Source organism: Streptomyces anulatus (assembly GCF_000721175.1).
Taxonomy (GTDB): domain Bacteria; phylum Actinomycetota; class Actinomycetes; order Streptomycetales; family Streptomycetaceae; genus Streptomyces; species Streptomyces anulatus_C.
Window position 1 is genome coordinate 127,190 of the sequence record NZ_JOEZ01000016.1, and the last position, 14,207, is coordinate 141,396.

Consider the following 14,207-nt stretch of genomic DNA (forward strand, 5'->3'; position numbering starts at 1 on the left):
GGGTATTAGCGCATGTTTATGCAGGTCAGGTGTGCTGCGAACACGTGGGCGCGGACACCGCGTTCACCCGGGGAATCGGGCAGACTGGCCGCATCTCACACGGCCCGGATCCCGCCGAGATCCGCCGCACGACCCCGGGAGCGCACGGTGAGCACAGACACTCCGGGCCTCGACCCGCTGCTATCGCTGCGCGCCCCCCGCGACCCCGCCTGCGACGTCTTCCTGACCGGCCCGGTCTTCCTCGACATCATCTTCACCGGCCTGGACAGCGCTCCCGTGCGCGGCACCGAGTCCTGGGCCCGGGGGATGGGCTCCAGCCCCGGCGGCGTCGCCAACATGGCCACCGCCCTCGCCCGCCTCGGCCTGCGCACGTCCCTCGCCGCCGCCTTCGGCGACGACCACTACGGGGAGTACTGCTGGGACGCCCTCGAACGGGGCGAGGGAATCGATTTGTCGATGTCGCACACCGTCCCCGGCTGGCACTCCCCGGTCACCGTCTCCATGGCGTACGAGGGCGAGCGCACGATGGTCTCCCACGGCCACGAGGCCCCCGCCCCCGCCGGTACCGCCGCCCCCGCCGGAACCCCCGCGCCCGGCCCGCCCTTCCCGCACTGCCCGCCGCGCGCCCGTGCCGCCATCGCCTCGCTCTCCCCGGGCCGGGGCGAGCCCTGGGTGGCCACCGCCGCCCGGAACGGCGCGCTGATCTTCGCCGACGTCGGCTGGGACGAGTCCGGCCGCTGGGACCTGGACGCCCTGCCCGACCTGGCGCACTGCGAGGCGTTCCTGCCCAACGCCGAGGAGGCGATGCGCTACACCCGCACCGACTGCCCGCGCGCCGCCGCCCACGCGCTCGCCGAACGCGTCCCGCTCGCCGTGGTCACCCTGGGCGCCGAGGGAGCGTACGCCGTCGACGGCCGCACCGGAGCCGCCGCGTCCGTCCCCGCCATCGAGGTGGAGGCCCTCGACCCCACCGGCGCCGGGGACGTCTTCGTCGCCGGCTTCGTGACCGGCACCCTCGCCGACTGGCCGCTCGCCGACCGGCTCGCCTTCGCGGGGCTCACCGCCGCCCTCTCGGTCCAGGAGTTCGGCGGCTCGCTCTCCGCCCCCGGCTGGGCCGAGGTCGCCGCCTGGTGGCAGCTGATCCGCACCTGCGCGGACCAGGACCCCGCCGCCCTGGAGCGCTACGCCTTCCTGGACGACCTCCTGCCCGCCACGGCCCGCGCCTGGCCGCTGCGGCGCGCGGTGCCCACGCTCGGCTTCCGCCAGTGACCGGACCCGGCCCGAGTCGCACAAACGGGCGGTAAAAGCACTCTGCGTTGTCGCCGCCAGGTCGTAGGCTTGGTAATCCAGAGGTTGTCGAGCAGCGAGAACCCTGCAACGGGAGGTATGCGCAGGCCTGAGGGCCGGCCCATGACTCAGACACCCACACAGCCGCAGGCGCGTGCCCAGATCAGGATCCCGGCCGCACACCCCATGGTGATGCTCCTGGGATCGGGTGACTCGCTGTTGCGCGTGATCGAAGAGGCTTTCCCGGCGGCCGACATCCATGTCCGGGGCAACGAGATCAGTGCCACGGGCGAGGCCGCCGACGTCGCTCTCATCCAACGCCTGTTCGACGAGATGATGCTCGTGCTCCGCACCGGAGCGCCGATGACGGAGGACGCAGTGGAACGGTCGATCGCCATGCTCAGGGCGGCCGGCAACGGGCCGGGAGACCCTCAGGGCGAGACGCCCGCCGAGGTGCTCACACAGAACATCCTCTCCAACCGCGGCCGCACCATCCGCCCCAAGACGCTCAACCAGAAGCGGTACGTCGACGCGATCGACCAGCACACCATCGTCTTCGGGATCGGCCCGGCGGGCACGGGCAAGACGTACCTCGCCATGGCCAAGGCCGTCCAGGCCCTGCAGTCCAAGCAGGTCAGCCGGATCATCCTGACCCGGCCCGCGGTCGAGGCGGGGGAGCGGCTCGGCTTCCTGCCGGGCACCCTGTTCGACAAGATCGACCCGTACCTGCGCCCGCTCTACGACGCCCTGCACGACATGCTCGACCCCGACTCGATCCCGCGGCTGATGGCGGCGGGCACGATCGAGGTGGCGCCGCTGGCGTACATGCGTGGTCGCGCGCAGCCCGTCTTCACCAACGTGTTGACCCCCGACGGCTGGCGACCCATCGGAAGCCTTGAGGTGGGTGACCTTGTCATCGGCTCCAACGGTGAGCCGACTCCGGTCCTCGGGGTGTACCCGCAGGGTGAGAAGGACATCTACCGTGTCAGTGCCCAGGATGGTTCCTGGACCCTGTGCTGCGGTGAGCACCTGTGGACGGTCCGCACCGCATCCGACCGCCGCCGCGACAAGCCGTGGCGGGTTCTGGAGACCAAGGAGATGATCGGCAATCTCCGGGCGGCGCACGCGCGCCGTTACGAGCTGCCGATGCTGACCGCGCCCGTCAGCTTCCCCGAGCGCGAGGTCCCGATGGACCCGTACGCCCTCGGGCTGCTGCTGGGTGACGGCTGCCTTACCGGCTCCACCACACCGTCGTTCGCCACTGCGGATCAGGAGCTCGCGGAGGCCCTGGAGGAAGCGCTCACGGGCGTCACCCTCCGGCACAGGGGCGGGCCGGACTATGTGTTGAACCGCACCAAGGCACCGGGCGATGTGGTGACGCTGGAGAACCCGGTCACCGCGATCCTGCGACAGCTGGATCTCCTCGGGTCCCGGTCCCACTCGAAGTTCGTTCCGGACGACTATCTGCACAACTCCGCCGAGGTTCGCCTCGGAGTGCTCCAGGGACTCCTGGATGCCGATGGCGGTCCTGTCACGCAGTCGAACCGTACCTGCCGTGTGCAGTACTCGACCTCTTCGATCGTCCTGCGCGACGATGTGATCGCGCTGGTGCAGTCGCTCGGGGGCGTGGCGTACACCCGCCGTCGGCCGGCGGAAGGGCGGGCACCGGGCCTCGCCGAGGGCAGGCCGGTCCACCACCGCTACGACGCCCACGTCGTCGACATCCGTCTCCCCGAGGGTGTCGAGCCCTTCCGTCTCGCCCGCAAGGCCGAGAAGTACCACGCGTCCGACGGCGGCGGGCGTCCGATGCGGTTCATCGACAGCATCGAGCCGGCGGGCCGGGAAGAGGCGGTCTGCATCCAGGTGGCGGCCGAGGACTCGCTGTATGTCACCCAGGACTACCTGTTGACGCACAACACGCTCAACGACGCGTTCATCATCCTCGACGAGGCGCAGAACACCAGCGCCGAGCAGATGAAGATGTTCCTGACCCGCCTCGGCTTCGACTCCAAGATCGTCATCACCGGTGACGTCACCCAGGTCGACCTGCCGAGCGGAACCAAGAGCGGGCTGCGGCAGGTCCAGGACATCCTGGAGGGTCTGGACGACGTGCACTTCTCGCGCCTCACCTCCCAGGATGTCGTCAGGCACAAGCTCGTCGGCCGTATCGTCGACGCGTACGAGAAGTACGACAGCCGAAACGGTCAGCAGGACGGTCAGGCGGAAGGCCGTGCAGACGGCCGACGCGACCGCCGTAAAGGGAAGTAGTCGCAGCGCACCATGTCGATCGACGTCAACAACGAGTCCGGAACCGAGGTCGACGAGCAGGCGATCCTCGACATCGCCCGCTACGCACTGGCCCGGATGCGGATCCACCCGCTGTCCGAGCTCTCGGTGATCGTCGTGGACACCGCCGCCATGGAGCAGCTGCACATCCAGTGGATGGACCTTCCCGGTCCGACCGATGTCATGTCCTTCCCGATGGACGAGCTGCGTCCGCCGGCCAAGGACGACGAGGAGCCCCCGCAGGGGCTCCTCGGTGACATCGTGCTCTGCCCCGAGGTCGCGAAGAAGCAGGGCGAAGAGGCCCCGACGCAGCACTCCATGGACGAGGAGCTCCAGCTCCTGACCGTCCACGGAGTGCTGCACCTGCTGGGGTACGACCACGAGGAGCCGGACGAGAAGGCCGAGATGTTCGGTCTCCAGGCCGCCATCGTGGACGGCTGGCGCGGAGAGCACGGGCTCACCGGCGCGTCCCCCGCCCCCACCGTCTCGTGAGCGCGCCCCTGATCGTCGGCGTCGTCCTGCTGGTCGTCGTCGGCTGGCTGGCCGCCTGCGCGGAGGCCGGCATCGCCCGCACCTCCAGCTTCCGGGCGGACGAAGCCGTCCGCTCCGGGCGGCGCGGCAGCGCGAAGCTGGCGCAGATCGCCGCCGACCCGACCCGCTATCTCAACGTCGCCCTGCTGGTGCGGGTCGCCTGCGAGATGTCGGCCGGGGTCCTCGTCACCTACGCCAGCCTTCAGGAGCTTCCCGAGACCTGGGAGGCGCTGGCCGTCGCGATGGGGGTGATGGTCCTCGTCTCCTACGTCGCCATCGGCGTCTCCCCGCGCACCATCGGCCGCCAGCACCCGCTGAACACGGCCACCGCCTCGGCGTACGTCCTGCTGCCGCTGGCCAGGATCATGGGGCCGATCCCGCAGCTGCTGATCCTCGTCGGCAACGCGCTGACCCCGGGCAAGGGGTTCCGCAAGGGCCCGTTCGCCAGCGAGGCCGAGCTGCGCGCCATGGTCGACCTCGCCGAGGCGGAGTCGCTCATCGAGGACGAGGAGCGCCGCATGGTGCACTCCGTCCTCGAGCTGGGCGACACCCTGGTCCGCGAGGTCATGGTGCCGCGCACCGACCTCGTCTCCATCGAGCGCTACAAGACGATCCGCCAGGCCCTCACCCTCGCCCTGCGCTCCGGCTTCTCCCGGATCCCGGTCACCGGTGAGAACGAGGACGACGTCGTCGGGATCGTCTACCTCAAGGACCTGGTCCGCAAGACGCACATCAACCGGGAGTCCGAGGCCGACCCCGTCTCCACCGCGATGCGCCCCGCCGCCTTCGTCCCCGACACCAAGAACGCCGGGGACCTGCTGCGCGAGATGCAGCAGGACCGCAGCCATGTCGCCGTCGTCATCGACGAGTACGGCGGCACCGCGGGCATCGTCACCATCGAGGACATCCTGGAGGAGATCGTCGGCGAGATCACCGACGAGTACGACCGGGAGCTGCCGCCCGTCCAGGAGCTGGAGAACGGCTGCTACCGGGTCACCGCCCGGCTCGACATCGGGGACCTCGGCGACCTCTTCGGCCTCGACGAGTACGACGACGAGGACGTGGAGACCGTCGGCGGTCTGCTCGCCAAGGCGCTCGGCCGGGTGCCGATCGCCGGCGCGTCGGCGATGGTCGAGCTGCCCGACGGCCGCGGGCTCCGGCTCACCGCGGAGTCCCCGGCAGGCCGCCGGAACAAGATCGTCACCGTGCTGGTGGAGCCGGAGCACAAGGAACCCGAGGAGAAGGAAGCGGAATGACGCCGGAGCGGCTGCGGGCCTTCTGCCTGGAGTTCAACGCGAGCGTGGAGGAGTTCCCGTTCGGACCTGAGACCTCCGTCTTCAAGGTGCTCGGCAAGATGTTCGCGCTCACCACGCTGGACGGACGACCGCTCACGGTCAACCTCAAGTGCGACCCCGACGAGGCGATCCGGCTGCGCGAGACACACCCCGCGATCGTGCCCGGCTGGCACATGAACAAGCGGCACTGGAACACGGTGACCGTCTCCGGCGTCCCGGACCGGCTGCTGCGCGAACTGGTCGAGGACTCCTACGACCTGGTGGTCGCCGGACTCCCGAAGGCGGAACGGCTCCGGCTGGACCGCCCTTAGGACGTGTGTGGACCGCTGACGGAACACCGCCCCGTACGACGACGCGGCCGCCGCGGTCCTCGGCCTGCGCCCGGACATCCGGCAGAACCGCCTGGTCGCCTTCACCGGCCCCGTCCACCGCACACGCACCGGGCGGAGTCGGGACGCGCTCGCCCCGCAGGTGGGGGCCCAGTTCCGGGCCGCCTGTTCGGACTCCCCGGAGGACGACCCCGCCCGGCCGGACCTGGCGATCGTGCTGCACACCCCGCTGCCCGGCACCGGCTGCGAGGCCGGACTCCAGTGGCTCGCCTCGCCCGAGGGGCGGCGCGGCTCGATGTGTCCGGGGCCGGGGTGAGTGGTCCCGCACGACAGGGCGCTCCCGGTTCCGGGGTGACCTGCGCGGGCCCGGGGCCGGCTTCGTATGCTCGTGCCATGACCGACACCACCGACCTCGACGCCGAGGACCGCAAGATCGTCACCCTGGCGCGCAGCGCCCGTGCCCGCAACGGGGTGCCCGAGGGCGCGGCCGTACGCGACGAGACGGGACGTACGTATGCCGCGGGCACGGTGGCGCTGGAGTCGCTGAAGCTCAGCGCCCTGCAGACCGCCGTCGCCATGGCGGTGGCCAGCGGCGCCACGTCGCTGGAGGCGGCAGCGGTCGTCTCCGCCGCCGAGACGCCCTCCGACGACGACCGGGCCGCGGTGCGGGACCTGGGCGGACCGGACACCCCGGTGCTGCTCGCGGGCCCGGACGGCGCGCTGCGGGTCCGCGTCACGGCGGGCTGAGCGGGTCCGCCCTGCGCGCCGGGGGCCTCTTCGGCCCGGACCCTGCTGGAGCGCGGCCCGACGAAGCTGCTGCCCCGCCAGGTCCGGCTGACCGAGACCTGGGACGGCGCACCGCGGCTGGACCGGCCCGAGGTCGAACTCACCGCCACCGCGGAGGGCACCCGCCAGTCCTCGGCCGTGACGTTCCTGGCCGTGCCGTGGCTCGTGGCGGGGCTGCTCGCCGTGCTCGTCTCGGCCGGAACGGGCCTGTGGGTACGGGCCCGCCGACGCCGTACGGGGCGTCCATGAGGCGCCGCACCCGGCCCACTGTGCGGCGGCGCCGCCGGGATCGGGGAGAATGGTCGCCATGAGCGCTCGACCGAACCAAGAATCCGCTGCCCCGCAAGCGGAGACCACCTCCCCCCACCGGGCAGGCTTCGCCTGCTTCGTGGGCCGCCCCAACGCAGGCAAGTCCACCCTCACGAACGCTCTCGTCGGTCAGAAGGTGGCGATCACCTCCAACCGCCCCCAGACCACCCGGCACACGGTGCGCGGCATCGTGCACCGTGCCGACGCGCAGCTGATCCTGGTCGACACCCCCGGCCTCCACAAGCCGCGCACGCTGCTGGGCGAGCGGCTCAACGACGTCGTGCGGACGACCTGGGCCGAGGTCGACGTCATCGGCTTCTGCCTGCCCGCCGACCAGAAGCTCGGCCCCGGCGACAAGTACATCGTCAAGGAGCTCGCGGGGATCAAGAAGACCCCCAAGATCGCCATCATCACCAAGACCGACCTGGTCGAGTCCAAGGCGCTGGCCGAACAGCTCCTCGCCGTCTCCGCTCTCGCCGACGAGCTCGGCTTCGAGTGGGCCGAGATCATTCCGGTCTCGGCGGTCAAGGACCAGCAGGTGGGCCTGCTCGCCGACCTCATCGCCCCGCTGCTTCCCGAGAGCCCGCCGCTCTACCCGGAGGGCGACCTCACGGACGAGCCGGAGATGGTCATGGTCGCGGAGCTGATCCGCGAGGCCGCGCTGGAGGGCGTACGCGACGAGTTGCCGCACTCCATCGCGGTCGTCGTCGAGGAGATGCTGCCGCGCACGGACCGTCCGGCGGACAAGCCGCTGCTGGACATCCACGCCAACGTCTACATCGAGCGCCCCAGCCAGAAGGGCATCATCATCGGCCCGAAGGGCCAGCGTCTGAAGGACGTCGGCACCAAGTCCCGCAAGCACATCGAGGCCCTGCTCGGCACGCCGGTCTTCCTGGACCTGCATGTGAAGGTCGCCAAGGACTGGCAGCGAGACCCGAAGCAGCTGCGCAAGCTCGGGTTCTGAGCCGGGGCCGAAGGGTGCGAGTGCGGCCGTGAGGACGGTCTCCGAAGCAGTTGTGCGAGCCGGGCTTCCGGCTTCCGAGCGCGTCCGGCACAGGAGCTGATCTCACGCACCCTCCTTGAGGACGCGTGAGATCAGCGTGCGCTGCGCCCCGGTCAGATCGGGGTCGGCGCAGTACACGGTGCGGTCCCCGACCGTGATCGCGTACCGGAAGCCGTCCGGCACTCCCGTCGGCGGAGCGCTCCCGGCGGAGCCGAGCGCCTCCTCGGCGAGCGAGCGCCACTCCGCGGCGTCCGCCCGGCCCTCGGTGTCGACCTCACGGCGGCGGGCGATGCCGGCGAAGCCGCCGGTCCGGCTGACCTGAATACGCATGACTCCTGTCTACCGGGGGCCGTACGCGCACTCAACCCCGCCTCCTTGGAGCCTGTCGGGTGACCTCTGACCGGGCGGCCATCCCTGGCACGCACGCTTCCGGCGTGGCCGACACGCCCTGATGGCTCCGCTACGAGGACCTCTCGGCGCCTGGGAACCGCACGCACCGGACCGCGTCCGCTTTCCGGTCGAAGGCCACCCGACAGGCTCTCGGCGGGCCGGGTCACGCGCGGGTCGGAACGCCAACCTCCGACCAGGCCTTGAGGACCGCCTCCCGCTCGTCGCGCTCGCCGAAGCGGTTGCCCGCCGCCGCGACCGTCAGCCGGGCGAACTCCGCGAAGTCCGCGTTCGCCGTCAGTTCGCCGCCGGTCAGCACGTCGAACCAGATCTGCCCGGCGCGCTCCCAGGAGTTGCCGCCCAGCGCGGTGGCCAGGAGGTAGAACGCGCGGTTGGGGATGCCGGAGTTGAGGTGGACCCCGCCGTTGTCCTCCTCCGTCTCGATGTAGTCGTCCATGGAACCCGGCTGCGGGTCCTTGCCGAGGACGTCGTCGTCGTACGCCGTGCCCGGGGCCTTCATCGAGCGCAGCGCGTCCCCGTTGACCCGGGGCGCCAGGAGCCCGGCCCCGATCAGCCAGTCGGCCTGCTCCGCGCTCTGGCCGAGCGAGTACTGCTTGACCAGCGAGCCGATGACGTCGGACACGGACTCGTTGAGCGCGCCGGACTGGCCCTCGTAACGGAGGTTGGCGGTGTACTGCGTCAGGCCGTGGGCCAGCTCGTGGGCGATCACGTCGACCGCGACGGTGAAGTCGAGGAAGATCTCGCCGTCGCCGTCCCCGAAGACCATCTGCTCGCCGTCGAAGAACGCGTTGTTGTACTCCTCGCCGTAGTGCACGGAGCCGGTCAGCGGCAGGCCCCTGCCGTCGATCGAGCTGCGCCCGTACGCCGAGAGCAGCAGATCGAAGGTGGCGCCGAGACCGGCGTACGCACGGTTGACGCTGGCGTCCGAGGTCGGCTTGTCGCCCTCGTCGCGGACCTGGCGGCCGGGCAGGGTGGTGCCGTTCTCGCAGTCGTACAGGGTGCGGTGGGGCTTGGTGGGGACCGCGCCGATGCCGGGCGTGACCGGGGCGGCGGCGAGCGCCGTCAGCCGGCGGCGGTTGCGGCGCAGCCCGTCGGCCTCCAGGGTGCGGCGGGCCGGATCCGCGAGCCGGGCGTCGGCGGACCGCGACAGGTGATCGAGGACGTGGGGCGGAACGATGGTGCAGAAGACGGGATGGAGCTCGCCGTCGGTTCGAAGGTGCATGAAACGACTGTGGCACTCCGTCATGGCTCTGTCACCGATTGCGACGATGATTGACGAAATGGAGTGATGAGTCACTGTTTACACCTCATCGATGCCCGGTCCCGCATACTGATACGGACCGGCACCACGGGCCACACTCGGTTACGCTCGTCGCATCATGCGTTTCGGGCTGCTTCTCCTTAGCTGCCGCGGCGAGGGCCTGTAGTCGTAGGCCGACCCCCTCCCCGCGGAGTCTGGTGCTGCAGCGACACAGTCGGCCGACCCCCGCTGGACCGAGGAGCCCTACGCCATGACCACCGTCAATCCTGCCGGTAACACCGTGAATCCTTCCGTTGATTCTGTCGGCCGCCCCACCCCGATCACCAACGCGACGCAGCTGCAGAAGCCGTCCGGGATGCCGGTCCACAAGTACGCCGGCTACGAGGCCGTGGACATTGCCGACCGCACCTGGCCCGACAACCGGATCACCGTGGCGCCCCGCTGGCTGTCCACCGATCTGCGCGACGGCAACCAGGCCCTGATCGACCCGATGTCCCCGGCCCGCAAGCGCGAGATGTTCGACCTGCTGGTCGCGATGGGCTACAAGGAGATCGAGGTCGGCTTCCCCTCCTCCGGCGAGACCGACTTCAACTTCGTCCGCTCCATCATCGAAGAGGGCGCGATCCCCGAGGACGTGACGATCTCCGTCCTGACGCAGGCCCGCGAGGAGCTGATCGAGCGCACCGTGGAGTCGCTGGTCGGCGCCCACCGGGCCACCGTCCACCTGTACAACGCCACCGCCCCCACCTTCCGCCGCGTCGTCTTCCGCGGCTCGCGCGAGGAGGTCAAGCAGATCGCGGTGGACGGCACCCGGCTGGTGATGGAGTACGCCGAGAAGATCCTGGGCCCGGAGACGGTCTTCGGCTACCAGTACAGCCCGGAGATCTTCACCGACACCGAGCTGGACTTCGCCCTGGAGGTCTGCGAGGCCGTCTGCGACGTCTGGCAGCCGGAGGAGGGCCGCGAGATCATCCTCAACCTGCCCGCCACGGTGGAGCGCTCCACGCCCTCCACCCACGCGGACCGCTTCGAGTGGATGTCCCGCAACCTGACCCGCCGCGAGTTCGTCTGCCTGTCGGTCCACCCGCACAACGACCGGGGCACCGCCGTCGCCGCCGCCGAGCTGGCCATCATGGCCGGCGCCGACCGCATCGAGGGCTGCCTGTTCGGCCAGGGCGAGCGCACCGGCAACGTCGACCTGGTCACCCTGGGCATGAACCTGTTCTCCCAGGGCGTCGACCCGCAGATCGACTTCTCGCAGATCGACGAGATCCGCCGCACCAGCGAGTACTGCAACCAGATGGAGATCCACCCGCGCCACCCCTACGCGGGCGATCTGGTCTACACCGCCTTCTCCGGCTCCCACCAGGACGCCATCAAGAAGGGCTTCGACGCCATGGAGCGCGACGCCGCCGCCCAGGGGAAGACGGTCGACGACATCGAGTGGGCCGTGCCGTACCTGCCGATCGACCCGAAGGACGTCGGCCGCTCCTACGAGGCCGTCATCCGCGTCAACTCGCAGTCCGGCAAGGGCGGTATCGCGTACGTCCTGAAGAACGACCACAAGCTGGACCTGCCGCGCCGGATGCAGATCGAGTTCTCCCGGATCATTCAGGCCAAGACCGACGCCGAGGGCGGCGAGGTCACCCCGACGCAGATCTGGTCCACCTTCCAGGACGAGTACCTGCCCAACGCCGAGAACGCCTGGGGACGCATCCAGCTCCGCTCCGGCCAGACCACCACCGACACCGACGGCAAGGACACCCTGACCGTCGAGGCCACCGTCGACGGCACGGACACCGTGCTGAGCGGCACGGGCAACGGCCCGATCTCCGCGTTCTTCGAAGCGCTGCAGGCCATCGGCATCGACGCCCGGCTGCTGGACTACACCGAGCACACGATGAGCGAGGGCGCCAGCGCCCAGGCCGCCTCCTACATCGAGTGCGCGATCGACGGCAAGGTCCTGTGGGGCATCGGCATCGACGCCAACACCACCCGCGCCTCGCTCAAGGCGGTCGTCTCCGCGGTCAACCGCGCGGCCCGCTGACCCGTCCGGGGCCTCCTCGGCCTCCTGGGGCGTGTTTCGAAAGTCCCGCCTGCTCGGCGACGCCTGGCACGCACGCTCGCCGCGTTGTCGGGATCACCCCGATACATCCAGTATCGGGGCGACCCTGCGCATGTGGCTAACATCACGTCCAACACACGGCAATGTTGCCGGAGCGTCACGGAGGTGTGCGACGTGCGGTCAGCCAAAGGACAACGCGCTCTGAGGCCGGTCCTCTGCGGCGTTCGCACCATCTGGGACGCCGTCGGCGACGGCGCCTTCTTCTGCCCCGGCTGCGGGGGAGACCGCAACTACCGCCGGCTCACCGGCCGCCGCCGCCTCACCGTCCTCGGCGTCCCCCTGGTCCGCCGGGGCGAGACCGAGCCCGTCGTCGAGTGCGCCGCCTGCCGCGCCCGCTACGCCCCCGAGGCCCTGGACCACCCCACCACCACCCGGTTCTCCGCGATGCTCCGCGAGGCCGTCCACACCGTCACCCTGGCCGTCCTCGCCGCCGGGGGTACCACCTCCCGCACGGTCCTGGAGGCCGCCGTCGCCACCGTGCGCGACGCCGGGCTCGACGACTGCACCCAGGAGCAGCTGTTCACCGTCGTGGAGGTGCTGGCCGCCGACACCGGACGGGGCTCCGGCACCGACCCGGCCGCCGAGGCCTGCGGCCCGACCCTCGCCATCGAGCTGCACGAGGTGCTGGCCCCGCTCGCCCCGCACCTGGCCGCCGCAGGCCGCGAGTCCGTCCTCCTCCAGGGCGCCAGGATCGCGCTGGCCGACGGGCCCTACTGCGCCGCCGAGCGCCAGGTGCTGACCACGGTCGGCAGCGCCCTCCGGCTTCCCGCCGACGACACCGCCCGCCTGCTGGCGGCGGCCGCCCGTACGCCCTCGTAGAACCGGACGGCCCAGGGCCCCCGCCACCGGCTCCCGGTGGGCGACAATGGGCCCATGAGCTTGTTCCGGGACGACGGCATCGTGCTGCGTACGCAGAAACTGGGCGAGGCCGACCGGATCATCACGATCCTGACCCGCGGCCACGGCCGGGTGCGGGCCGTCGCCCGCGGGGTGCGCCGCACCAAGTCCAAGTTCGGCGCCCGCCTGGAGCCCTTCTCCCACGTCGACGTGCAGTTCTTCGCGCGCGGCAGCGAGCTGGTCGGCCGCGGGCTGCCGCTCTGCACCCAGAGCGAGACGATCGCGCCCTACGGCGGTGGCATCGTCGCCGACTACGCCCGCTACACCGCGGGCACCGCGATGCTGGAGACCGCCGAGCGGTTCACCGACCACGAGGGCGAGCCGGCCGTCCAGCAGTATCTGCTCCTCGTCGGCGGCCTGCGCACCCTCGCCCGGGGCGAGCACGCCCCCCACCTGATCCTGGACGCGTTCCTGCTGCGCTCGCTCGCGGTCAACGGGTACGCGCCCAGCTTCGAGGACTGCGCCAAGTGCGGAATGCCCGGTCCGAACCGGTTCTTCTCCGTCGCGGCGGGGGGCGTCATATGCGGTGACTGCCGGGTCCCCGGCAGCGTCGTACCCTCGGCACAGGCCCTGGCCCTGCTGAGCGCGCTGCTCAGCGGCGACTGGGCGACGGCGGACGCGTGCGAGGCGCGTCATGTCAGGGAGGGGAGCGGGCTGGTGTCCGCCTATCTGCACTGGCATCTGGAGCGCGGGCTGCGCTCGCTGCGGTACGTGGAGAAGTGACGCGGTGCGTCGGGCAGACGACGCGGTGCGTGGAGAAGTGACACAGGGAGACTGAGAAGCTCATGGCAGTACGCGGGATCCTCGGCGGCCGTAACCGGCGCACGTACAAGACCCCCGAGCCGCACCCCTCGGGCGCGACGCCTCCGAAGATCCCCGGCGAGCTGGTGCCCCAGCACGTCGCCGTCGTGATGGACGGCAACGGCCGCTGGGCCAAGGAGCGGGGTCTGCCCCGCACCGAGGGCCACAAGGTCGGTGAGGGCGTCGTCATGGACGTTCTCAAGGGCTGTATCGAGATGGGCGTGAAGAACCTCTCGCTCTACGCCTTCTCCACGGAGAACTGGAAGCGCTCGCCGGACGAGGTGAAGTTCCTGATGAACTTCAACCGCGACGTGATCCGCCGCCGCCGCGACGAGATGGACGAGCTCGGCATCCGCATCCGCTGGGTGGGCCGCATGCCCAAGCTGTGGAAGTCCGTCGTCCAGGAGCTCCAGGTCGCCCAGGAGCAGACCAAGGACAACGACAAGATGACGCTGTACTTCTGCGTCAACTACGGCGGCCGCGCCGAGATCGCGGACGCCGCCCAGCGCATCGCCCAGGACGTGGCGGCCGGGAAGCTCGACCCCTCCAAGGTCAACGAGAAGACCTTCGCGAAGTACACGTACTACCCGGACATGCCGGACGTGGACCTCTTCGTGCGCCCCAGCGGCGAGCAGCGCACCTCGAACTACCTGATCTGGCAGAGCGCCTACGCCGAGATGGTCTTCCAGGACGTTCTCTGGCCGGATTTCGACCGTCGGGACCTGTGGCGGGCCTGCCTGGAGTACGCCCAGCGCGACCGCCGCTTCGGCGGGGCGGAGGCGGTGGAGGCGGCGAAGGCCGCGAAGGCCGCGAAGGCCGCGGAGTCCGCGGAGTCCGCCGAGAAGTGACGCGACACGTGATGTGAAAGAGGCGGGCCCGGGACGTTGAA

13 protein-coding genes and 1 pseudogene are annotated in these 14,207 nt (G+C 70.7%); 12 read left to right on the forward strand and 2 right to left on the reverse strand.

Annotation, left to right across the window (positions count from 1 at the left end; translation table 11 throughout):
* Window positions 1-147: 147 nt before the first annotated feature.
* The 8 genes and pseudogenes from IG90_RS0118655 (at window position 148) to era (ending at window position 7,787) form a co-directional block, all read left to right on the forward strand.
* A complete protein-coding gene (locus IG90_RS0118655) occupies window positions 148-1,269 on the forward strand; it encodes a carbohydrate kinase family protein (RefSeq protein ID WP_030585470.1) in 1,122 nt (373 codons plus the stop codon).
* Window positions 1,270-1,410: 141 nt separating this feature from the next.
* A complete protein-coding gene (locus IG90_RS0118660; RefSeq protein WP_030585473.1) occupies window positions 1,411-3,555 on the forward strand; it encodes a PhoH family protein in 2,145 nt (714 codons plus the stop codon).
* A 12-nt stretch (window positions 3,556-3,567) separates the two neighbouring features.
* The gene (gene ybeY / locus IG90_RS0118665; protein ID WP_030585475.1) at window positions 3,568-4,065 is read left to right on the forward strand and encodes an rRNA maturation RNase YbeY; all 498 of its coding nucleotides are present in this window, start codon (window positions 3,568-3,570) and stop codon (window positions 4,063-4,065) included.
* Complete coding sequence (locus tag IG90_RS0118670) at window positions 4,062-5,360, forward strand: hemolysin family protein (protein ID WP_030585477.1); 1,299 nt, start codon at window positions 4,062-4,064, stop codon at window positions 5,358-5,360. The genes ybeY and IG90_RS0118670 overlap by 4 nt, the downstream gene beginning before the upstream one ends.
* Complete coding sequence (locus tag IG90_RS0118675) at window positions 5,357-5,710, forward strand: MmcQ/YjbR family DNA-binding protein (RefSeq protein ID WP_030585479.1); 354 nt, start codon at window positions 5,357-5,359, stop codon at window positions 5,708-5,710. Before IG90_RS0118670 ends, IG90_RS0118675 begins: the two co-directional genes overlap by 4 nt.
* 22 nt (window positions 5,711-5,732) lie before the next feature.
* Window positions 5,733-6,044: pseudogene (locus tag IG90_RS42105) on the forward strand (XRE family transcriptional regulator); the annotation flags it as partial.
* A 77-nt stretch (window positions 6,045-6,121) separates the two neighbouring features.
* Window positions 6,122-6,475, forward strand: coding sequence for a hypothetical protein (locus IG90_RS0118685; protein ID WP_030585482.1), 354 nt, complete (start codon window positions 6,122-6,124; stop codon window positions 6,473-6,475).
* Window positions 6,476-6,812: 337 nt separating this feature from the next.
* Window positions 6,813-7,787, forward strand: a complete 975-nt coding sequence (era, locus tag IG90_RS0118690; protein WP_411572632.1) for a GTPase Era — start codon at window positions 6,813-6,815, stop codon at window positions 7,785-7,787.
* Window positions 7,788-7,889: 102 nt separating this feature from the next.
* Here the strand turns inward: era and IG90_RS0118695 are convergent, their stop codons facing one another.
* Together IG90_RS0118695 and IG90_RS0118700 are read right to left on the reverse strand one after the other, a co-directional pair.
* The gene (locus IG90_RS0118695) at window positions 7,890-8,156 is read right to left on the reverse strand and encodes a protealysin inhibitor emfourin (RefSeq protein ID WP_030585486.1); all 267 of its coding nucleotides are present in this window, start codon (window positions 8,154-8,156) and stop codon (window positions 7,890-7,892) included.
* A 223-nt stretch (window positions 8,157-8,379) separates the two neighbouring features.
* Window positions 8,380-9,456, reverse strand: a complete 1,077-nt coding sequence (locus tag IG90_RS0118700; protein WP_030585488.1) for a M4 family metallopeptidase — start codon at window positions 9,454-9,456, stop codon at window positions 8,380-8,382.
* Between the two features lie 289 nt (window positions 9,457-9,745).
* Here IG90_RS0118700 and leuA point away from each other — a divergent pair, with 289 nt between their 5' ends.
* The 4 genes from leuA to IG90_RS0118720 all read left to right on the forward strand — a co-directional run bounded on the left by leuA (window position 9,746) and on the right by IG90_RS0118720 (window position 14,166).
* Window positions 9,746-11,542: a 2-isopropylmalate synthase gene (leuA, locus tag IG90_RS0118705; RefSeq protein ID WP_030585490.1), complete on the forward strand. Its 1,797-nt coding sequence runs from the start codon at window positions 9,746-9,748 to the stop codon at window positions 11,540-11,542.
* A 192-nt stretch (window positions 11,543-11,734) separates the two neighbouring features.
* Window positions 11,735-12,439 (forward strand): TerB family tellurite resistance protein, encoded by a 705-nt coding sequence (locus tag IG90_RS0118710; protein ID WP_030585493.1) that lies wholly within the window; start codon window positions 11,735-11,737, stop codon window positions 12,437-12,439.
* A 54-nt stretch (window positions 12,440-12,493) separates the two neighbouring features.
* Window positions 12,494-13,240 carry a DNA repair protein RecO gene (recO, locus tag IG90_RS0118715; protein ID WP_026237355.1) on the forward strand — a complete coding sequence of 249 codons (747 nt, stop codon included), beginning with the start codon at window positions 12,494-12,496 and terminating at the stop codon, window positions 13,238-13,240.
* Between the two features lie 62 nt (window positions 13,241-13,302).
* Window positions 13,303-14,166 (forward strand): isoprenyl transferase, encoded by an 864-nt coding sequence (locus tag IG90_RS0118720; protein ID WP_030585497.1) that lies wholly within the window; start codon window positions 13,303-13,305, stop codon window positions 14,164-14,166.
* Window positions 14,167-14,207: the final 41 nt, after the last annotated feature.